The organism is Leptolyngbya sp. BL0902 (genome assembly GCF_016403105.1).
GTDB lineage: Bacteria > Cyanobacteriota > Cyanobacteriia > Phormidesmidales > Phormidesmidaceae > Nodosilinea.
The window spans coordinates 1,545,683-1,566,750 of sequence record NZ_CP046155.1; the positions used below are offsets into that span (position 1 = coordinate 1,545,683).

Annotated in this window: 18 protein-coding genes and 1 tRNA gene; 10 read left to right on the forward strand and 9 right to left on the reverse strand. The window is 60.6% G+C overall.

The window, feature by feature from the left end; translation table 11 throughout:
* Window positions 1–8 precede the first annotated feature (8 nt).
* Entirely contained in the window at window positions 9–617 is a 609-nt protein-coding gene (locus tag GFS31_RS07015; protein ID WP_198807494.1) for a CPP1-like family protein, read from the reverse strand.
* 360 nt (window positions 618–977) lie between these two features.
* On the opposite strand from GFS31_RS07015, the gene GFS31_RS07020 reads away from it, so the two are divergent.
* Window positions 978–2,324, forward strand: coding sequence for a D-alanyl-D-alanine carboxypeptidase (locus GFS31_RS07020; RefSeq protein WP_198807495.1), 1,347 nt, complete (start codon window positions 978–980; stop codon window positions 2,322–2,324).
* Window positions 2,325–2,370: 46 nt separating this feature from the next.
* Here GFS31_RS07020 and GFS31_RS07025 read toward each other — a convergent pair whose 3' ends face one another.
* Together GFS31_RS07025 and GFS31_RS20950 are read right to left on the reverse strand one after the other, a co-directional pair.
* Window positions 2,371–3,045 (reverse strand): ROK family protein, encoded by a 675-nt coding sequence (locus tag GFS31_RS07025; protein WP_198807496.1) that lies wholly within the window; start codon window positions 3,043–3,045, stop codon window positions 2,371–2,373.
* A gap of 158 nt (window positions 3,046–3,203) precedes the next feature.
* Window positions 3,204–4,559 carry a peptidoglycan-binding protein gene (locus tag GFS31_RS20950; protein WP_225907601.1) on the reverse strand — a complete coding sequence of 452 codons (1,356 nt, stop codon included), beginning with the start codon at window positions 4,557–4,559 and terminating at the stop codon, window positions 3,204–3,206.
* Between the two features lie 396 nt (window positions 4,560–4,955).
* On the opposite strand from GFS31_RS20950, the gene GFS31_RS07045 reads away from it, so the two are divergent.
* Complete coding sequence (locus GFS31_RS07045; RefSeq protein WP_198807497.1) at window positions 4,956–5,522, forward strand: pentapeptide repeat-containing protein; 567 nt, start codon at window positions 4,956–4,958, stop codon at window positions 5,520–5,522.
* A gap of 3 nt (window positions 5,523–5,525) precedes the next feature.
* Here the strand turns inward: GFS31_RS07045 and GFS31_RS07050 are convergent, their stop codons facing one another.
* Window positions 5,526–6,071, reverse strand: a complete 546-nt coding sequence (locus GFS31_RS07050) for a L,D-transpeptidase (RefSeq protein WP_198807498.1) — start codon at window positions 6,069–6,071, stop codon at window positions 5,526–5,528.
* Between the two features lie 148 nt (window positions 6,072–6,219).
* Complete coding sequence (locus GFS31_RS07055; protein ID WP_225907602.1) at window positions 6,220–7,473, reverse strand: hypothetical protein; 1,254 nt, start codon at window positions 7,471–7,473, stop codon at window positions 6,220–6,222.
* 478 nt (window positions 7,474–7,951) lie between these two features.
* On the opposite strand from GFS31_RS07055, the gene GFS31_RS07060 reads away from it, so the two are divergent.
* From GFS31_RS07060 to GFS31_RS07085, 6 genes are all read left to right on the forward strand, one after another.
* Window positions 7,952–8,434, forward strand: a complete 483-nt coding sequence (locus GFS31_RS07060; RefSeq protein ID WP_198807499.1) for a flavin reductase family protein — start codon at window positions 7,952–7,954, stop codon at window positions 8,432–8,434.
* A gap of 25 nt (window positions 8,435–8,459) precedes the next feature.
* Complete coding sequence (tilS, locus tag GFS31_RS20955; protein ID WP_225907603.1) at window positions 8,460–9,695, forward strand: tRNA lysidine(34) synthetase TilS; 1,236 nt, start codon at window positions 8,460–8,462, stop codon at window positions 9,693–9,695.
* Between the two features lie 53 nt (window positions 9,696–9,748).
* The gene (locus tag GFS31_RS07070) at window positions 9,749–10,156 is read left to right on the forward strand and encodes a hypothetical protein (protein ID WP_198807500.1); all 408 of its coding nucleotides are present in this window, start codon (window positions 9,749–9,751) and stop codon (window positions 10,154–10,156) included.
* A gap of 179 nt (window positions 10,157–10,335) precedes the next feature.
* On the forward strand, window positions 10,336–12,672 hold the full coding sequence (locus tag GFS31_RS07075) for a ComEC/Rec2 family competence protein (protein WP_198807501.1): 2,337 nt from the start codon (window positions 10,336–10,338) through the stop codon (window positions 12,670–12,672).
* An 84-nt stretch (window positions 12,673–12,756) separates the two neighbouring features.
* Window positions 12,757–13,083 carry a 2Fe-2S iron-sulfur cluster-binding protein gene (locus GFS31_RS07080; RefSeq protein ID WP_198807502.1) on the forward strand — a complete coding sequence of 109 codons (327 nt, stop codon included), beginning with the start codon at window positions 12,757–12,759 and terminating at the stop codon, window positions 13,081–13,083.
* A 113-nt stretch (window positions 13,084–13,196) separates the two neighbouring features.
* The gene (locus GFS31_RS07085; RefSeq protein ID WP_198807503.1) at window positions 13,197–14,951 is read left to right on the forward strand and encodes a serine/threonine-protein kinase; all 1,755 of its coding nucleotides are present in this window, start codon (window positions 13,197–13,199) and stop codon (window positions 14,949–14,951) included.
* A 13-nt stretch (window positions 14,952–14,964) separates the two neighbouring features.
* On the opposite strand, the gene GFS31_RS07090 is transcribed toward GFS31_RS07085, so the two are convergent.
* The 3 genes from GFS31_RS07090 to GFS31_RS07100 form a co-directional block, all read right to left on the reverse strand.
* Complete coding sequence (locus GFS31_RS07090) at window positions 14,965–15,780, reverse strand: inositol monophosphatase family protein (protein ID WP_198807504.1); 816 nt, start codon at window positions 15,778–15,780, stop codon at window positions 14,965–14,967.
* Between the two features lie 195 nt (window positions 15,781–15,975).
* Window positions 15,976–17,439, reverse strand: a complete 1,464-nt coding sequence (locus GFS31_RS07095; RefSeq protein ID WP_198807505.1) for a BCD family MFS transporter — start codon at window positions 17,437–17,439, stop codon at window positions 15,976–15,978.
* 129 nt (window positions 17,440–17,568) lie between these two features.
* Complete coding sequence (locus tag GFS31_RS07100) at window positions 17,569–18,801, reverse strand: FIST N-terminal domain-containing protein (RefSeq protein ID WP_225907604.1); 1,233 nt, start codon at window positions 18,799–18,801, stop codon at window positions 17,569–17,571.
* Window positions 18,802–19,055: 254 nt separating this feature from the next.
* Here GFS31_RS07100 and GFS31_RS07105 point away from each other — a divergent pair, with 254 nt between their 5' ends.
* Window positions 19,056–19,277, forward strand: coding sequence for a Calvin cycle protein CP12 (locus GFS31_RS07105; protein ID WP_198807506.1), 222 nt, complete (start codon window positions 19,056–19,058; stop codon window positions 19,275–19,277).
* A 155-nt stretch (window positions 19,278–19,432) separates the two neighbouring features.
* Here GFS31_RS07105 and accC read toward each other — a convergent pair whose 3' ends face one another.
* Entirely contained in the window at window positions 19,433–20,782 is a 1,350-nt protein-coding gene (gene accC, locus GFS31_RS07110; RefSeq protein ID WP_198807507.1) for an acetyl-CoA carboxylase biotin carboxylase subunit, read from the reverse strand.
* A gap of 189 nt (window positions 20,783–20,971) precedes the next feature.
* On the opposite strand from accC, the gene GFS31_RS07115 reads away from it, so the two are divergent.
* Window positions 20,972–21,053 (forward strand) — tRNA-Leu (locus GFS31_RS07115).
* Window positions 21,054–21,068 lie beyond the last annotated feature (15 nt).

Below are 21,068 nucleotides of genomic sequence, written 5' to 3' on the forward strand. Positions count from 1 at the left end.
GGGTGGCCCTAGCGCAGGAAACTGCTGACTACCCAGAGGGCTAAACAACTGATGGCGGCAGCGATGGCGTCGGGGCTAGCCCAGGCGGCTTGCAGCCCTTGGGGAATCAGTAATTGGCCCACCGTGAGGCCCAGACCCAAGCCCACGGCCAAGCCCACAATGGTCAGCAGAAAGGAGCGCCAGAATTTGTTTTCCTTGCGGTTGAGGAAATAGACCGACGCGCCTAGGGCCACCGCCAGGGATAGAGACGGTGCGGCAAAGCCTAGCAGGGCCAGTCCGGCAAAGGTAACGGCGGGCCAGAGAATATCGTCTCGGCTGGGGGTATCTACCAGGCTAGAGAGCCAGTCGGGGCGGGGTAAGGAGGGAGGGGACTTGGCGGCGGGGGCGGGCTCTGGATTATTTTCTGCAAATCGGATGCGGTCGGGGACTTTAATTTTGCCTTCCTGGCGCAGCCGCAGCCGCTCCATTAGAATGGCGTCGTAGGCGGCTTCGATGTTGGCCTTTTGCTGAGGCTCATCACCACAGGACTCGATCAGACGATCCCTCGCCGCCTGAATTTCCTCGAAGGTAGACGCTTCGGTTAGTCCTAGTAGTTCGTAGGAATTTTGATCACTCATCGGCATCACTCCGAGATCCCCAGGGGAGGTCGTACGTTTGGCTCAGCAGAATGGCTTTACTTTACCAAGTTGACAGGCACTTTCATTTCCAGTGTACATACCGATCTCAAAAATTAAAAAGATGGCGGGGGCCTTGTCTGTCCGGGGGGCTCCATAACAGCGGGGCCGAGGAGGCCATGAACCGATGCGGGGATGGCGAGAAGCGTTCTAAGTGCCTAAAGCCCTGCTATGCTGAAGCCCGGATAGATGGACTCGGGCCAAAACCCACTGGCTAAAGACCGCGTTGATCAGCAAAATGGGTAGGTGCGTTGGGGCAGGCAGCGGGTCGCTGGGTTGACGATGTGTGATGGATGCTAAGGGATGGTTGTACGCCTAAATCGCCTGTTTTCCATGGTTCCCCTGGTAGCTTCTCCCCTGGGGCTGCTGGCTGTGCTGCTCGGATCGGGGGAATCCCAGCCCCTCCAGCCCACGGGGTTGCAGAACCAAACCCTCGTGGCAGAATGGCGTTCCCCCTGGATCGTCGGGCTTACCCCCGACCCGGCCATTGACCAAATCCTCGCCCAATACCTGGCAGGGCTAGAGCGGCAGGGGTGGTCTCGGCCCCATCAGGGCATCTGGATTCAGGCCCAGGACAGCGCCATTGCCCAGCACCAGGGCCAAGTGCCCATGCCAGCGGCCTCCCTCACTAAGCTAGCCACCACCCTAGCGGCGCTGAAGTATTGGCCCCTCGACCATCGCTTTGACACCCTGGTGGGGATGCACGGCACCCTGGAAAACGGCGTCCTGACGGGCGACTTGGTGGTGCAGGGCAGCGGCGATCCGCTGTTTGTGTGGGAGGAGGGCATTGTTCTGGCCAACCACCTTCAGGCCCTGGGGGTGCAGCGGGTGACGGGGGACTTGGTGATTGTCGATGCCTTCACCATGAATTTTTCGGAGGATCCCAATGCCTCGGCGGAGCAGCTTAAGCAGGTAATGCACACCAACAGTTGGAACGGTGCCATTCGTGCCGCCCACGGCAACCTAGAAGCCAACACCGCCCAGCCCAGCCTGACGATTCAAGGCCGAGTTCGCCGCATTCCCGCCACTGCCCTGCCGCCGGACACCACCTGGCTGGTGCGTCACCAGTCCTTGCCCCTGGTAGCCATCCTCAAGGCCATGAACATCTACAGCAATAACGTCATGTCTGACCAGGTCGCGGCCCTGGTGGGCGGAGCACGGGTGGTGAAGGAAACCGCCTCCACCATGGCTGATCTGCCCGTCGGAGAACTAAGCCTGATCAATGGTTCGGGCCTGGGAGTTGACAACAAAATGTCGGCCCGCGCTGCCGTGGCCCTCACCGTGGCCCTCCAGCGGGAGATGGAACGCCAGGGCTATTCGGTGGCTGATGTTCTGCCCGTGGCTGGGGAAGATGCAGGTACCCTAATCGGTCGCCGCATCCCGGCCACCGCCGCCGTAAAAACGGGCACCCTAGCGGAGGTCAGCGCCCTCGCTGGCATGGTGCCTACCGCCGACAAAGGCCCGGTGTGGTTTGCCATCATTAACCGGGGCTGGGCCATTTCCGACCTTCGCGTGCAGCAAGATCAGCTCATCCAAGCCATTCAGGCCCACTGGGGTGCCGCTACCGTCCCCGATGCCATGATCACCAAGGTCAGGATGCAGACCGAAAACTACCGCTACGGCGACCCCCGCCGCAACGTAGCTCCCTAAGGTGGCTCCCTAGGGGGCGTAATTGGCGGCTGACGTCACCCAAGGGTTAGGAGGCTAGGTGAAACGCTGATTGGTCAGCTTGCCAGAGCCGAAAGCCCCCCAGGAAGGCGTTGCTATTTTGCCCTGCCCGACAGCCGGAAGGGAGTTGCTTCAGTTCCTTAACTTGACCACCACCCAGTACCACATCATCTAATTGCAGGGCGGCGATAAAGTAGCCCACACAAATTTCGACCTGCCGCCGCCATTTCTTTTTGCCGAGGCGGGCCAGCCCCCGTTTGCCCAGGTAGTCTTCGTAGGTGCCTTTCTTGTAGGGGAGGTGGGCGAGTTCTAGGGGCAGCACGACATTTTCAACCACCAAAGCAGAGCCAAGGCCAGTGCCCAGGCCCAAAAACAACATGGTGCCGCCCTCATAGCCGCCCAGGGCTTGCATGGCGGCATCGTTCAACAGCCGCACAGGTTTGCTAAAGGCGGCTTCAAAGTCAAACCCCACCCAGCCCGGTGCCAGGTTACGCGGCTCCTGGATAATGGCCCCATGGCGCACCACACCGGGATACCCCAGGGTGATGACATCGTAGGGCCAGTCCGCCGCTAGTTCCTTCACTCCCGCCACCATCAATTCGGGGGTGAGGCTGGTGCCCGATGGAAATTTTCGAGATTGATCCTGCCCCGTGGCCAAGATTTTGACGTTGCTGCCACCGACATCAATCACCAATACTTTCATCGTTTGCCACCAGAGAGAGTAAGTCCGAACAAAGCCTCGGCTCTCCCAGCCTGTAAGGGAGCCCCGGCCTAGATTAAGTCTACCCGGCCCATGCAGTCTACTTCGCTAGATCCGGCTCTCCAGGAAGACCTTCTCTTCTAATGTTGCTGAGGGGCGGGCTATAACCCAAGACGAGCACGGGTTTGTGCCCCCACAATGCCATCGGCCACCAGGCGGCGGCTGGTTTGAAATTGCCGCACCGCCCGTTCGGTGCCGGGGCCAAAAATGCCGTCAGCGGCCACTGCAAATCCAGACCGGGTGAGCGCCTGCTGTAAGGCCCGAACGTCTGGCCCGGTGGTGAAGGGATGGGTGAGCCGTAGGGTGCGCCCGCCGCTGGTGGGAGGTGGGGGCGTGGCTGCTCCCTGGAGCATGGCCCAGGTGCGGGGGCCAACCACGCCGTCGGGGGCAAGCCCTCGGCTGGACTGAAACAGCCTGACCGCCCGCTCGGTGCCGGGGCCAAAGACGCCATCCACCGCCAAGGCCACCCCCGACCGAGCCAGGGCCTGCTGCAACTCGCGCACATTTGGCCCGGTGGTGAAGGGCTGAGTTAGGCGCAGGGTGCGGCGGCTAGGGGGGCTGGGAGGCGGGGCTATCGGTGGGGGGCTGGGGGGCGGTACTGATGGCGCTGTGGGCTGGCGCTGCAAGGCGGCCCAGGTTTGAGAGCCAACCACGCCATCGGCGGTCAAACCCTGGTTGCGCTGAAACTGCTCTACGGCCCGTTGGGTGGCGGGGCCAAAGACGCCATCGGGCACCAGGTTAAAGCCCCATCGCCCCAGGGCCGTCTGCACCTGCTGCACATCTGGCCCTTGTAGGGGGGGCGTAGCCAGACGCAGAAGGCGAGACCCGGGGGCAGCAGGTAGCGGGCTGCTTGGAGTCGCTCCACTGGTGATGCGGGGACGGTTGGCCAGGTAGGCCTGGGCTTCGCGGCTGAGATGGGAGTTGGGGTCGGCGGTGCGCCCTCCGGCTAGGTAGCGCTGACCTGCCGCACTGAGCGATACCCCCGGCGTCCCGGCCAGGAAGACATTGGCCTCCGACAGCCGCCGTCGCAGCAGCCCCTCCTCCACCCGACTGCCCGGATTGCGGTACAAAATCAGGGCAGCTTCGATATTGTTCCACTCCTGGTTTCGCAGCACCCGCGACAGGGTTTCAAAGCCGTTGGCTCCATAGAAATGGGCACCCAGGTTATAGGCAAAGCTGAGAATGGCCCCCCGCTGGTTGTCGTTCATGCGATCCCAGGCGGGAATGCGCGATTGGGGCGGCAGGTAGGAGCGAATAATTTGATCCATCAGCAGGGCATCGGCCTCTTGCTGGGTGATGCGGTCGCCTAACTTAAAGGGGCGGCCCTGGCGGTCTCGGGTAGAACCCCAGCCAATGGTGATAGGCTCGCCCCCGGTTTTAGGGTCAGGATAGGCTTCGAGGCGAGATCCCTCAAAGATTTTGATTAAATCGACCCCCGGCATCGGTATCCCAACCATGGCCCCATATCCCCAGCAACCCGTTTACCCTCGCCAGTGTAGCCTGCTTCCCCCAGGCTGAATCATCGCCGTGATATCCTCCCAGCACCAGTGGACGCAATTCTCAACGCTCCCAGCGATAACACTCCCTGAGAACCTTATGTTTTGGTTTTATGAACTTTTCGCAACCGTTGAATTGCGGATTTGAGTAGCCCCTATAGTGAAAGTAGAGTACCTCGCTACCTCCGCACCCTGGCTGGAATCAATCCTGATATTTCGCATCCAGGCACGGCCAGAGCAGCATCTTCAGGCGCAGCATCTACTGAGGGACGTCATCGCTATCCTACGGTACCCCTAAGCAGGCTTTGAGGCCCCAGGGCGGGGGGATGGCGACCATAGCTTTATTATTACTGTTCCATGCCTATGTTGCGGTTCCATCGATTGTCCTTAACCGATCTCACCCAGCGCTACAACCAGGGCCAAATCCGATTTGAGCGTCAGGATCTGACCCATCTGTCCCTAAAGGATGTCCGGTTTCCCTTCCTGGAACTGGTGGAATGCAATCTGCAAGGGGTCAATCTGTCGCGGGCTTTTCTGCCGGGGGCAGTATTTGACCAAACTAGGCTGCATCGGGCCAATTTAAACCGGATCAACCTGATTGGGGCCGACCTCGTCCGGGTAGACTGCTCGGCAGCTAGCCTGCACCACGCCATGCTGTCGGGGGCCTGCCTCACCGGGGCCAATTTTAGCGAGGCTAACCTGATGGAAGCCTCCCTCAGCGGCTGCGATTTACGCGGAGCCAACCTCAAACGGGCCAACCTGCGCGGAGCCACCCTTTGCCATGCCAATTTGCAGGGGGCCGATCTGCGGCGGGCCGACCTAACGGGCACCGACCTCACTGGAGCCAACCTCCTAGGCACCCTGATGCCCGATTCGACCTACATCGACTACCGCCAGGAACTCCTGGTGGCGGGTTCTGACTAGGGGTTAGGGCTCTACAAGGACGGGCGTACCCACCTGCACACGGTCGAAAAATTCGGCAATATCGGCATTACGCATCCGCACACAGCCGTGGGACACCGCCTGCCCGATCAGATCCTCCTGGGGCGTACCGTGGAAGCCAATGACGTTGTTGCCATCGCTCCAAAAGCCTACCCAGTGGCGACCGAGGGGGTTCTCTGGGCCGGGGGGCACCAGTTCCCCCGTAAAGGGGTGCCGCCAGGTGGGATCCGCCTGTTTTCGCTGCACCACAAACTGCCCGGTGGGGGTGGCCCAGCCCTGCCGACCCACCGCCACCGGATAGCTGGCCCAGGCCCAGTCTCCGTCGTATAGATATACCCGCCGCTCTGAGATCCGCAGCACCACATGGGTGGCCTGGATCGGCGCGATCCTCGGCGGTAGATGATCCGCCGCTTCCCCCAGGGGCAGCAGGGGCCAGGGATCGATGTCTACGGCTGTCACTGCCTGCGCGTCTGGGGCTAGGGGCAGGGGGCGGTTGGGAGAATACCCCCAACTCGGCCCGCTGATCATCATTCCTGTGCTCCAGAGGGCTAGACCACCACCCCAAGCCAGTCCCATCCGCCTAGCCCATCCTCTGGGTGTCCTCCGGGTGTTTTTCACCATGTTCCTTTCCCGTGGGTTTGCGATTTCGGCCCCTGCGGTCTTGATCTTAGACCACAGACTAAAACTGGTAGCCCACCTCTGCAAAATTGGCGATTAGGGCAAGATTGGCGTGCTCTAAGCTGGTGACAAGCCAGGGCACCTCTCCGCACAACCGCCGTTCATGCAGGTTAAACAGGATGGAAAAGCGCCGCTCTAGCCAGGGCTTAGCCTTAGAGCAGAATAGAACAATTCGCAGCAGCAGCCCCATAGTGAGGGGATAGCCGATGTCTTCGATCAGGTGGCAATAGCGCCGGAACACGGGCCGCCGAGGATTGTCAACCACCAGAAAGTTGAGCACTTGGCGGCAGGTTTCGACCAAAATGAAGTCGTTCAGGGGCTGGTTGTCAAACTGGGGCAGAATGTCTTGCAGGTGTTGGCGCAGGGTGCGGGTAAAGTGGTTGTGGCCATACTTGGGCTCAACGGCGGCGATTGGCCCCATCAGGTAATCCACAAACTCATCCTTGAAACGGTCGAAGGATCGGGCGGTTTTGCTGTAGGTGGAAAACCAGCGGGCCAAGTCCTTCTGACTGCGGTGGCCGTCTACCTTGCCCGTGTAGTGGCCCATGGCCTGCTGAAAGTCGGCGGGGGCGAGGAGGGTAGGATTGGGGAGGGACAAACTCTCTTGGCGGGTTTGGAGGCCACCGTGGTAGCGGGCAAGGCGAATGGCCAAGGTGGTTTCGGCTTTGCGCCGCAGATGACCCACATTTTGCGCCTGCTCTTGGTCGCTGTCCTTGGTCAGCAGGCTGCCATCGTACAAAAAGGGATAGTGGGAGAGACGGTTGCCTAGGGGTTGCTCCTCCAGCCGCGCCTCTGCCTCTGCCCTAGAGTCGCTCAAAATGCAGCGCAACCGTTCTAGGGCAGCATACTGATCGCTGGTGACAAAGCCGTTGACCAAGGCCCGAACTCGCCGCACCGCCGGGTCGGTGGCAGGGGGAAACTGGCCATCAAACAACCCAATCAGTTCAGGAATGGCCCACTGCTCGCGGGGCTGACTGTACCAAAAGTTAATCAAGGTATAGCAACAGCGATTGAGGACGTACTTAAATTCCCGCTCGGCGTTGGGATCCTTTGCAAGGCTAAACAGGGCTTTGGCCACCGTTGTGTCGGGGTAGCTGTCGCCCTGCAACAACAAATGGCGAAACCGCGCCAGCAACTCACGGGAGGATTCCTGCTGTCGCCAGTGCTGAAGATGCTGATAAATGACCTCCTCTAGCTTGGCCGGGGGGCGGTTGGAGTAATCAGACCAAGAATCAAGGGAATCCCAGGGGCTCATGGCAAAGATCGCAGAATGGGCGAAATCAGACGTGACGGCCAATCGGAGGTAGCGACGTCACTGCAAGGACGTGACAGTGCCGAGCCATCGCTCGCCCTATGGAGGCAGGCTAGCGAGAATTCAGGAAACGTTACTAGTGTTTTTACCATTAATTCGTAGTTTTTTCATGTATTTGTCTAGTGTTTCCACTAGGTCTAGACATTAACTTCATAGAATTATCGGGATTTACCCCGAATTAAGGGTGGCCCAAGGGTAGGGCGGCTTTGCCATCGGATCCTCCGTTCCTAGCGCGTTGAGGCCTTGATCGGCTGAGTTTAGGGCCGCTCCCAGGCTGTACTACACTGGCCATAGAGATGGCCTGCATCGCGGCAGGTGGGAGAGGGGAGGTTGAAACTGTCCTAGAGCCGTCCCCAAGTCCCTCTGGAGCCGCATTGAAGCCCTCCTAAAGCTGTGTTGAAACGTATGGAGTAGGTACACCGTGCTAGATGAACAGGCTAAAAAGACGCTGCTGCGGAAAATTCCCCACGGGCTCTACATTTGTGGGGTCAAAGATGGCGACGAGGTGAACGGCTTTACCGCCAGTTGGGTGATGCAAGCCTCCTTTACCCCGCCCCTGGTGGTGAACTGCGTCAAAAACGACTCCACCTCCCACGCCATGGTGAAGGCTAGCGGGGTGTTTGCCCTCAGCGTTTTGGAGGCTGGCCAAAAGGACTTGGCCCAAAACTTCTTCAAGCCCCTGCGCCGGGTGGGCAACAAGTTTGAAGACATTGAGTTCTACCCCGGCCCCGAAACCGGGTGCCCCATCATCCAAGACACCCTCGGCTATGTGGAATGCCGGGTGGTGGGCAGCGTCGAGCATGGCGACCACACCGTTTTTGTGGGCGAAGTGGTGGGGGCAGGGCTGCACCGCGATGGTGAACCGCTGCTGCTGGAAAGCACCGGATGGAACTACGGCGGCTAGGCGCGAGTTCGGGGGAATGCCCGTTATGGAACGCCCGCCCTGGAGCGATCTCCACGCCCGCCTGCACCGAGAACTGCGGCAGCGGGCGCTGTTGCCCCAGGGCGCTGGGGTGGTGGTGGCCGTGTCGGGGGGGCAAGACTCCATCGCGCTGCTGCGGCTGCTCCTAGACTTACAGCCCAAGTGGCAGTGGCGGCTGTGGGCCATGCACGGCAACCACGGCTGGCGACCCGACGCCGCTGAGAATGCCGCCTTTGTGGCCGACCTGTGCCAAGCCTGGGGCGTTCCGTGCCAGGTGGTGCAGGCCGATCCACCCCCCACCAGCGAAGCCGAGGCCCGTGCTTGGCGCTACAACCGTCTGGGGGCCATGGCCCAATCCCTGGGGGCCACCCACATCGCCACGGGCCACACCGCCACCGACCGGGCCGAAACCCTGCTCTACAACCTCCTGCGCGGCAGCGGCACCGACGGTTTGCAAGCCCTCGCCTGGAAGCGTCCCTTGGGGGATAGTCCTGCCGATGCGAAGCTCACCGTGGTGCGTCCGTTGCTGGCCTTCAGTCGCCAAACCACGGGAACCTTCTGCCGTCGGAGGGGGCTACCGCTTTGGGTAGACAGCACCAATGCCGACCTCTCCTATACCCGCAATCGGCTGCGGCTGGAGGTGTTTCCCTACCTAAAAGCCCACATTCACCCCAGGGTGGAGCACACCCTGGCCCAAACCGCCGAAATCCTCACGGCGGAGGTGGCGCTGTTAGATCAGATGACCGACGACCTCTATCGGGCGGTGGTGAAACCCTGGGCGGCGCAACCGTCGGATAAACCGTCACTGGACGCGCAGGTACCGAATCCGTCGAATACGCAGCCGTCGGATAAACTGTTGCTGGATGCGCAGTTACCGAATCCGTCGAATACACAGCCGCCACTGGATGCGGATTCCTTGGATCTGACGGATCCGGATCCGCAGCTATCGGCCCTGCCCCTGCCGTTGCTAGGCGTGGTGCCTCCAGAGACCTATGCTTGGCGGATTCAGCGTTCTCCCCTGCGGGATGCACCCCTCGCCCTTCAGCGGCGGGTGTTGCGACGCGCCCTTCAGCACACCCTGACGGCCCCAATCACCTTTGATCAGGTGGAGAAATTAGTGACCCTGGTGACGGCCCCAAACCGCTCTCAAACCGACCCTTTTCCGGGTGGGTGGGTGGCTAGGGTGGAGGGGGATTATATCCAGATCCAGCGGGCCGATGGAATCATCACAATCCTCACATAATCGCAACGAAAGCCACCCTGCCCAGACTAGGATGAACATGGAGGGGAACCACTATGCGCCTATCAAATTACGAAGCTGACTTTTTTAATCGACTGAAAAATGTTCGCCTTTCAGCCCGAGATCATTCCGAAATTCGGCTGCGGTCTCCAGGGCTGGCCGATGCCCTGGCGGAATATCAACAAAAGCATATTCCTGCTCGTCCGATGATCTCTGATCTTAAAAATATCTTGCCGGAACTGCACCCCAATCAAATCCGGCAGCAGCAGCGGCTTGAGTCTCTACACCGCCTCGGTTATGCGATGGACTTGGAGGGACTAAAAATGAACAACCCCTGGGTCAGTCAGAATACACCAGCGATGCTGATCATTGAGCAAATGCGCCCCGACTGGGCCATTGTTCTACGAGATTTGGCCAAAAAGCGCCTTCATCGGGAGAGTCCGTCTCCCGATTCTCTAGCCTAGGATAGGGCGTTTTATATAGGGTGTCCCTTATTCGGATTTAGCACATCGGATTTAGTACATAGGACTTAGTACAACAGCCCATCCTAGGGCCGATCCTCCTCTCCGCCAAAAGACTGGCCCCCTGGTGACGCCTGCGTCGGAACGGGCTTTCTAAGCCTAGTTATGGTGCAGGAAGACGAATGGGCATGGTTGCAGGACGGCTGGGGTGCGGTGCGTACGTGGCTGGGTTGTTTGTGGTGAGTTTGTGGGTACGCCATGGTGGCCTCGGGTGTTGGGTAGGGGCGGGCCTAACGGGCTTGATTCTGCTGGGGCTGGGGGGGCTGGCGGCGTTGATTTTGCCCCGCCGTTGGCCGCTGGGGCCGAGGGCTGAGGTGTGGCTTGGGTTGGGCGGGCTAGGACTGGTGGCCGCCCTCAACTATGGCTGGCAATATCCTGCGCCATCCATCCTCGACATTAGCCGCGTGCTGCAACAGGAGGCCCCCACCGGAACCCAGCAGGAGGTGTGGGGACGGCTGCAAGAAATGCCTCGTGAGAGCCGCAGCGGCAAGGGACAGCTTTGGTTGCAGGTTCAGCAAACTAGGCGCTTAGACCAGGCAGGCCAGCCCCTAGGAGAACTCCTTCCTGTGGAGGGCAAGCTGTATGTGACGGTGCCCTGGGCGGCTACGGCAGACCTTCACCCTGGCCAGCAGCTTCAAATTCGGGGCCAACTGTATGCGCCCTCGCAGGCCAAAAATCCTAACGCCTTTGACTTTCAGCAACATTTGGCTAGCCGAGGGGTGTATGCGGGACTGAATGGCCAGTCCGTCGTCATTCAGGGCGAGGGCGGCTGGGGGCTGTGGCGGCTGCGGCAGCGCATTGTGCAGGCTCAGGCCCAAGGGTTGGGGCCAGAGCAGGGGGCTCTGGTTAGCGCCATGGCGTTGGGCCGACGGGCGGTGCAGGTGCCCTATCCCATCCAAGATGCCTTCATCCAGGCGGGGTTGGCCCATACCCTGGCGGCCTCTGGGTTCCATGTGTCGCTGCTGTTGGGGCTGGTGATGGGGATTTTGCGATGGCCTGCCCTTCAGGGGCGGATCTCCCAGCCCGGTGTGGCCCAACTGGGGATTGGCACCGCTGTGCTGGCGGGCTATGTGCTGATGACGGGAGCCCAACCCAGCGTGATGCGGGCGGCATTGATGGGGATAGGGGTGCTGGTGGGGCTGGCCCTAGAACGCCGCACCCAACCCCTGGGCTGTTTGCTGGTGGCGGTGACACTGCTGCTGGTGTGGAATCCCACCTGGATTGACGACGTGGGGTTTCGCCTCAGCGTGATGGCCACCCTGGGACTGATGGTGAGTGTGCCGCCGCTGATGGATCACCTCCGCTGGTTGCCGCCCACCTTCGCCACGGTGCTGGCGGTGCCCCTCGCCGCCTACTTTTGGACGATTCCCCTCTCGCTCTACTACTTCAATACCCTCACCACCTATAGCGTGCTGCTTAACATGGTGGCTACGCCCCTCGTGACGGTGATTAGCCTGGGGGGCATGGTGAGTGGGGTGGTGTCCCTGGTCATTCCTGCCCTGGGGGCGGCTTTGGCCGCGCTGCTGTGGTTGCCCACCACGGTCTTGATGGCCCTAGTGAACTGGCAGATCAGCCTGCCGGGAAGCACGTTGGCCATGGGCCACATCGCCCTCTGGCAAATGCTGGGGTTGTACGGCCTCTATGGCCTGGGGGGATGGACAGCCCTGGGACGGCGGCGGCGCTGGCTAGTGGCGTTAGCGGTACTGCTGCTGGCTCTGGGGCCACTGTGGTATCGGGGGGCCACCCTCACCCAGGCCACGGTTTTGGCGGCGGGCAACGATGCCGTGATGGTGGTGCAAGATCGCCAGTCTACGCTGCTGATCAACAGTGGCACCCAATCGACCGCCTTCTACACCGTGGGGCCATTTCTGCGGCAGGCGGGCATCAATCGCCTCGCCCACGCCATCGCCGGACAGAGCAGTGACGCCGAAAACTGGCAAACCCTAAGGGCCCAGGCTCCCATCCAGCACCTCTACCACACCCACCGCCTCAGCACCTTTTCCCAGGATTTACCCACCGCTACCAAACTGGGGCCACACCAGCCGCTGAGCCTGGGGCCACACCGCGTTGAATCCCTGACCGACGAGGCGACGGCTCTCAAGATGACCCTGTTTGGCGCTGGGGTGCGCCCAAGGACGACCCAGCCAGAAACCTGGATTTTGCTGACTCACCTGAATCAATCCCTTCAGCGATCCTTGCTTCAGTCCACTACCCCCCTAGCCAGTGATGTGCTGTGGTGGGATGGTCAACCGCTTTTGCCGGAGTTAATTGCGGCCATTCATCCCCAGGTGGCCATTGCCTCCAGCCGCCGCCTAGAGGACACCGTTGAAGCGGCCCTTCAGGCGATGGGTGTTCAAGTGTGGTGTACGGAACGGGATGGGGCGGTTGTGTGGCAACCCCGGCGGGGCCACCAGGCTTACCTCGCCACTGCTGCTCCGGCCTCAACGGCGCTGGAATAGCGCCTTCCCCACGGCCTAAGGTCAATCATCATGGCTTAAGGTAGGTCATAGGGACAAAACGCGATTCCATAGGAAGACGGAACCATGCCAACGGTATCTGCCCAGGGCAAAACCTTTGAATGCGAAGCTGGAGCCAACCTGCGAAAGGTGCTGCTGGCCCACGGTGTAGACCTTTACAACGGCCAGTCTACGGTGATTAACTGCCGCAGCCTGGGCACCTGTGGCACCTGTGCGGTGCAGATTGAAGGCGAGGTTTCGGCCCCCAACTGGAAGGACAAAACCCGCCGCTCCTTGCCGCCCCACCAGGCCGACCGCAACCTTCGCCTCGCCTGCCAAACCCAGGTGTTAGGGGATGTCAAAGTCACCAAATATGACGGCTTTTGGGGCCAGGGCGAAACCGTAGTGTGGTAGAGGGGCCAAGGGTAACACCGAGATCGTGGTCGCCTTGGTTGGGAGGGATTCGCCCCCAGGGCAAGGTAGGGCCTTTATACTTTGTGATCTGTTGTTGATCTGCGGGCTGAGCCATGACCCCTTCTCCCCCCTTACCGCGAGAATCTAATCCCCTTGGGGGGCGCTACCAAATCGTTCAGCCTTTAGCGCAGGGCGGCTTTGGGCGCACCTTCAAGGCCCAGGATCTCCATATGCCGGGGCATCCCTTCTGTGTGGTCAAGCAGCTCAAGCCCCAGGTCTCCAGTGTGGAAGAACTGCAAGTGGCGCGGCGACTGTTTGACACCGAAGCCCAGGTTCTCTACCAGTTGGGGTCCCATCCTCAAATTCCGGCGCTTTTGGCCCACTTTGAAGAAAATCAAGAGTTTTACCTGGCCCAAGAACTGATCCAAGGCCATGCGCTGACCGAGGAACTGGTCGGGCAACCCTGGACGGAGGCCCAGGTGGTAGCCTTTTTGGGCGATTTGTTGGGCGTGCTGGCCTTTGTCCACGCTAAAGGGGTGATCCACCGCGATCTGAAGCCCTCGAACCTCATCCGCCGCCGCGAGGATCACCGCATTGTGCTGATCGACTTTGGGGCCGTGAAGCAGGTCAGCACCCAACTGCACAGCCAGCGCTCTGGCCTCAGCCACACCATTTCCATCGGCACCCAGGGCTATATGCCCAGCGAGCAACTGGCCGGACGGCCTCAGTTTAGCAGCGACCTCTATGCGGTGGGCATCCTGGGCATTCAAGCGCTCACGGGCTATGCCCCCACCGACCTGCATCCCCATCCCCAAAGCGGCGAACTTGACTGGCGCGGCTATGCGCCCCAGCGTTCCCCAGCGCTATTAGATTTCCTAGACCGTCTTGTGCGATACGACTTTCGATCTCGCTATCGCCATGGCATGGAGGCCCTAGCCGCTCTGCGCCAGTTGCCTCCAGCTCTCAGTGCCCAGATTCCCACCGAGGCTATCCCTGTGGGTGCCCATCGCTCGTCGCCCAGCCCTGTGGCCCCAGGACAGGCCACGGCAATAGACCCGACGACGCTAGATCCAGCCGCGATGAATCCAGCCGCGATGGTTCCAACGGTGGCTGTGGCTCCCCATCGCCCAGATTTTCCCACCGCCGCTGTTCCCCTCACCCATGCGGCAACGCCTCGATCCGCAGCATCCCCCAGGCCAACCTGGGTGCCCATCCTCGCCCTGATGGTATTAGCGGCCTTGGGCGGAGGGCTAGGGGCGGTCGGCTGGCGAGCGGTGATGATGCCCTCCAACCCAGAGATCGATGGAGGGGCTCCGGCAGCTAATCGCCCTACCCCAGACGATCCTTCTCCTCCCGTGCCCCCCCGCTCCCCGGCAGAGAGACCGTCGAATCCTGCTCCGCCCGCTCCCACAGACACCAGCACCCCTGCGCCCGTTCCGCCCACGCCCCCAGCAACGGCTTCAGAGACCACCCCTCCTGAAGTTGTCTCGGAGGGTCGCCCAACGCGGTCGGAGGTAGCGGGTTCTACCCCGGCCCCGCCCCTAGATGTGGCCTCCGCCCAGGCCACGGTTGCCAACCTGTACGTTTACATCAGTAGCGGCGACTGGGAGAACGCTCAGGCTCAGTTTAGTCCGGCCTTAGCTCAGCAGTTCGATCCGGGCTTCTTTCGGCAGTTTGACCGAGTAACCGTCGAAAATCTGCGCGTCCTTGAGCAAAGCGATGATCAGATAGCGCTCTTGGGCGAAAACACCTACTTTTACCCCGATGGCACCACTCAGCGGGAGGAACGCACCTTTACGGTACAAATGATGAACGATGAACCCCGCGTTGTCAGCTCTGCGTTTAGGCGGGTGATTAAGTTTCGCTAGGCATGGGGTAGCCTCAAGGGCGCTGCCCCACCTGGCCAACCAGGGGCACGAAGGTCTCTACCCAATTCCGCTGAGCCGTCACCAGCGTTGGATAGGGCTGGCGGCTATAGTCTTGGCCCACGGTGAGAGGGAAGAGTGCCGCGCCATCGAGGGCCACCCAGGTGGCTCCGGCGGCTTGCACAATGGCCCACACAGCGGCGATGTCCCAAATTTTGGGTGTCGCTTCCACAGCCCCGATGGCCCAACCTGCCCCCACCAGCAGCAGGTTATAGGTGGCCGATCCCAGCATCCGAATTTTGCAGGGGAAGGGCTGGCTCATCACCGAGGTACTGCGGGCGCAGAGGCTAAAGAATTCCTGGGGGCCAGGTTCCGCTGGGCTGGGCTGCATGGGCCGACCGTTAAAAAATGCACCGCTGGGCATAGTTAGTCCGCTTTCACCGGGCCAATAACCATGGAACGCTTGCCCCAGGGGCGGCATCGCTACATAGCCAAAGACGGGCACCCCTCGGTAGAGCAGCGCCAGGGAAATGCCCCAGATGGGAATACCCCGCGCAAAGTTGGTGGTGCCGTCGATGGGGTCGATAATCCAGCACCAGTCGGTGTTGGGGAAAATATGCTCGGTTTCTTCGCTGAGGACGCCGTGGTCAGGGAAGGTTTTGAGGATGGCGGTGCGAAGGGCTTCGTCGGCCCAGCGGTCGGAAGCCGTCACCAAGCTACCATCGGCCTTGAGGTCGGCCTGGGCGTGGCCAAAGTCCTCTAGCAATGTTTGCCCCACGCGCTGGGTGGTGGTTTGGGCAAAATCCAGCACCGTCTGCCAAAACATGTCCATGGAAAACCTGTTGAGAATGTTGATTGTGGGAGCGATTTGAGGAGTGAAATCCTGCCTAGCCCGGAGTTGCCCTCACCCTAAATCCCTCTCCCAAGCTGGGAGAGGGACTTTGAAAGAAGCCATTTCCGGCCCCCCTCTCCTCCCTGGGAGAGGGGCTGGGGGTGAGGGCGACTCTTGCTGCAAGGACGGTTTGGGCTAATCCATATCACTTTCCAAGGCAGCGGTGATGGCGGCTTTGGCGTTGGATTGAAACTCCAGAATATCCACCCGACTCAGCAGCCCAATGGCCACGATCATCCCCACGGCCTGGAGGCCGAACACGAGGCCGTAGGCCAGCAGGGCATTGGGTTCGCCTACCGCAGCCGTCCCTTGTCCGCCGCCGAAAATCAGCCGACCCAGATCCAGCAAGCCGCCCCCCAGCACCGTGGCGCTGCCCCTGGCGATGGCCTGGGCCAACCCCCACGCGCCGATGAAGGTACCCGCCGTTTCCGCCACGGTGAGATCCAGCATCAGCACGATGGCCCCTAGGGTGAGGACGCCGGACGCTGTGCCAAACAAAAACACCGCCGACAGCAACACCTGGGGCGAGGCCGTCAGCCCCGACAAAATCAGGCCCACCAGGCACAGGGCTGCCCAGCTACAGCCCAGCTTCACCGTGCGCTGCTTGCCGATGCGGGGCACCACCAGCCAGCCCGTGAAGATAATCCCCAACAGCGTGCCCATGCCAAAGGCGGCATTGAGCTGGGTGGTTTCGGCGATGGTCATACCAAAGACTTCGCCACCGTAGGGTTCGAGGATGGCGTCTTGCATAAACAGGCTGAGGCTGAGCACCAGCAAAAAGCTGAAAAACAACCCCGTTTGGCGACTAGCGGTGAGAATCCGCAAGGCTTTGCCCAGGGTGAGGCCGTCTTCACGATCCTGGAGGGACGACCGATCCCGCAGGCGCGAGTATTTGCGCTCGATGCCGTAGGTGCTGAAGATAGACAGGGCACAAACCACCGCCGGAGCAATGACAAACAGCCGATTCACCGCACTCCGCACCTGCTCGAAGGGGGCGTTTAGCTCGATGGGTTTGAGCACGATGGAGGTGATGATTACCCCGGTAATGATGCCCACCATCAGCATGGCCCAGCCGATGCTCACCAGGCGGGAGCGACTGTCCTCATCGGACACATCCACCAGTAGGGCGGTGAAGGGGGTTGACGTAGCACTGAGGGCCAAGCCATAGGCGGCAAAGAGGACTCCTAGCAGCCCCACCCAGGGGTATACCGCTGGCCCCCAGCCGCTTTCTAGGGTGCGGCTTCCAATTTGCCACACCACTTGCAGGGCCAAAAAGGAAATCACTGCCACCGAGAGAATCCCCAGCCAAATATAGCCGCTGCGGTGGTAGCCCAGCAGGGGCCGAGCATCGGACATTTGGCCAAACCACACCCGCGCCGGAGCCATGAACTGATGTACCGCAATGGTGCCCGCCGCAATCAGGGCCGGAACCCGCAGTTCCTCAATCATCACCCGGTTCAGCACCCCCAGGGTGAGCAGGGACATAATGCCCAAGCCCATGTTGAACACCCCCAGGCGCAGCATTGTCAGCAGTCCTAGGTTAGGCCGGGTCGCTTGGGTCGGTTGGGGACTGGGCAAGGAAACGTCGGGGCTAGACATTGCGGCAATCCAGGGATGAACGGCAGAAATTAACAATCGAGTAGGTTTCCCCATTTTGCCACGGGGACGGGATGACCAGATGTCAGGGTTGTCTGGTGGAGGCCAAGGCGGAAAGGGCGACGGTTTCGGCTAGGGCTGGCGGCAAATACCAAAGACCGAGGTGAACCCATGCAAAAAGGTGGTGTTGCCCACGGGGCCAATTTCGCCACCGCAGAAAAAGCCGCCTAGGGGCACCGGGCCAAGGTATTGCTGAAACAGGTCAGAGTCAAAGTTGGCGGATTGGTAGAGCCCTTCCCCTCGGCCCATGCAGGAAAACATCAGAGCTCCGGCGGGGGCGGTGGGTTGCTGGCGGCGGTAGTTGCCCAGCCAGTGATCGAGGTCTTCGGCGGAAGTACGGGCATCGCGCAGGTGAAACTGAATTCGCTGGCCGGGGCGCACCCGATCTCCCACGGCAATGGCCCCCGTTTTCGGATCCACGCCCAGCAGGGTGCGAATGAGAAAATCCCCTGGGCTGAGGGTGAGCTTAAACTCGTCCTGGGCAATGCCCACAAATAGGGAATTCTGCGCCAGTTTGCGATCCGCCTCGCTGAGGGTTTGGATCAGCCCTTGCAGTACCTCCAGGGGCGGACGTTCATCGTGGTCGTGCTCTGGATCGTTGAGGCTGAGGATAATGTTGCGCTCCGTTTCTCCCACTTGGTACGCAGGGCCAATGGGCCGACACCCCTGGGCCACAATCGCCTCCAGCACAATGGGGCCAGACAGGGCCACCCCCACCACCCCCTCGGTATGAAGGGTGTGATTGCAGAACAGGCCGCTCTGGCGGTTGAAGCCATCCACACTGGCCAACCCGCCCACCTTCACCGCCTGGGGATAGGCGAAATCGAGCCCCTGAAGCAGATCGTTAATGCCAGAGGAGAAGGGATCCGCCAGCAGAATAAATTGCGGATTCGTGGCCGGATCAACGCCAATAAAGTCTGTCCACGTAGCGGGCGGGCTGTCTAAATCAGGCAGATCATCCCCAGACCGATGAAAGGGCTGCACCGTCACCCCCGGCAACCGGGCCACCGTCAAACTCAGGGCCGGGGCCGATTCCACCTCCACAGCGGCTTCAGCACTAGCCATCCCCACCACGCCGCCGCCGCTACAGCCCACCACCACAGGCAGGGGCCACTGTTCTTGCAGCAGGGGCAACAGACGCGGAAATTCGCTGGTAAAGGCGGAGGAAATAAACACCAGGGCCAAATCTGGCGGTGTGTCAAAGTGGGGCTTGAGGGTATCCACCACTTCCTGCACTGCCGCCTCTAGGGACGCCCGCTGGGACAGGGCATTGGCCCACTGCATGGTCTGGGAAGCACCTGTCATGGTTCGTTGTCTCCTTCGCCAGTGGCGTTGTGCAGGGTTGTAAGGTGTAGAGGTCTCCTGAGGGGATAGGAATCGCCAGGGCGGATGGCCTCCCAGGGTAGGGTAGATCACCGAAATTAGCCGATTCCAGAGGTAAACTATACTGGATTTTAGGGTTTGACCTCAAAGGATCGCGCTAGTCTAGGGCGATCTCGTCCTGTCCTCAGGAAGGAATTTTGTCTTTCCCAAAATCATCCATAGCAACAAGGAATATCATGAGCGATAATCTCCAAACCCGCATCCAAAGCGAAATTGAAAGCGCTCGGGCCGCCTGCGACACCGGAAATGCCCAAGACTGCGCCGCCGCCTGGGATGCCGTGGAAGAACTTCAGGCCGAAGCCTCCCACCAGCGCGAGCAAGGCACCGACAAAACCTCCCTCGAAACCTACTGCGACAACAACCCAGACGCCGACGAATGCCGCGTCTACGACAATTAGCCATCAAGGTTTCACCTAAAACGGCTCCATAATGGATGCTGACCGCTAGGGCCGATGGGATAGCTCCACCGAGTAACGTCCCATCGGCCAGCGATAGGTTCAGGGGACAAACTACCTTGGAACCCGCTCGTCAACCTCTCCCTCGGCCATCAAGGTCAACTTCCTGCCATCATTTGCGCCACAAAGTTGGTGTACACATCGCCGCTGAGGAAATTGGGATTCTCTAACACCTTTTGGTGGAAGGGAATCGTCGTCGGCAGTCCAGTGATGGCGCATTCCCGCAGGGCGCGTTTCATCCGGCGGATGGCGGTGGGACGATCTGGCCCCCACACAATCAGCTTGCCGATCAGGGAATCGTAGTAGGGCGGGATTTCGTAGTCGGTGTAGACGTGGGAATCCATCCGTACCCCCATGCCGCCCGGTGCCAGGTAGCCGTTGATGCGGCCTGGGTTGGGGCGGAAGTTGTGGTCGGGGTCTTCGGCGTTGATGCGGCATTCGATGGCGTGGCCCCGGAACTGGATTTGTTCCTGGGTGAAGGGCAGTTTGTCGCCCTGGGCCACGCGCAGTTGGGCGGCAATCAGGTCGATTCCGGTGATCATCTCGGTGACGGGGTGCTCTACCTGGATGCGGGTGTTCATCTCCATGAAGTAGAAGTTGCCGTGGCCGTCCACCAGAAATTCTACGGTGCCCGCGCCCACGTAGTTGATGGCTTTGGCGGCTAAAACGGCGGCATCGCCCATTTTCTGCCGCTGATCCGCAGTCAGGATGGGGCTGGGGGCTTCTTCGAGGAGCTTTTGGTGCCGCCGCTGGATGGAGCAATCCCGCTCGCCCAGGTGGACGACGTTGCCGTAGCTGTCGGCCAAAATTTGAAACTCGATGTGGCGGGGCCGCTCCACAAATTTTTCCAGGTACACGCCCGGATTGCCAAAGGCGGCTTGGGCCTCGCCCTGGGCGGCCATGAAGGCTTTGCTCATGTCGGCTTCGGTTTGCACCAGGCGCATCCCCCGCCCCCCGCCCCCCGCCGTGGCTTTGATGATGACGGGATAGCCAATTTCGGCAGCAATGCGGTAGGCCTCGGTTTCGTCCATCAGCAGGCCATCGCTGCCGGGAACGGTGGGCACACCAACCCGCTGCATGGTTTCCTTGGCCGTAGACTTATCGCCCATCTTGCGGATGGCCTCTGGGGATGGCCCCACAAAGACGATTTGGTGATCGGCGCAGATTTCCGCAAAGCGGGCATTTTCCGCCAAAAAGCCATAACCGGGATGGATGGCGCTGGCGTTGCGGGTGAGGGCGGCGGCGATGATGTTGGGAATGTTCAGGTAGCTCTTTTGGCTGGGCGCTTCGCCGATGCACACGGCCTCATCCGCCAGTTGGACGTGCAGGGCGTGGCGATCCACCGTGGAATGCACGGCCACCGTGGCGATGCCCATTTCTTCACAGGTGCGGAGAATGCGGAGCGCGATTTCTCCCCGGTTAGCAATCAAAATTTTAGAAAAGCGCATTCTATAGGGCGATAGTCTCTCAACCAGAATCATACGACGGTTGCTGATCCTATCACGGGGTAAGGGACAGAAAATTTCCGATCCGAGGGGGCTAACATTGCCGCCATTATGGTTTATTCTGATATAGCTGAGCTGATGTTCCGGGCTAAATTCCCTCATGGGCCTGGGTAAAGTCGCTTAGTCCAACCTGCGGATGTGGTGGAATTGGTAGACACGCACGCTTGAGGGGCGTGTGGCTCACGCTGTGCGAGTTCGAGTCTCGCCATCCGCATAAGTTCTTTCCCCG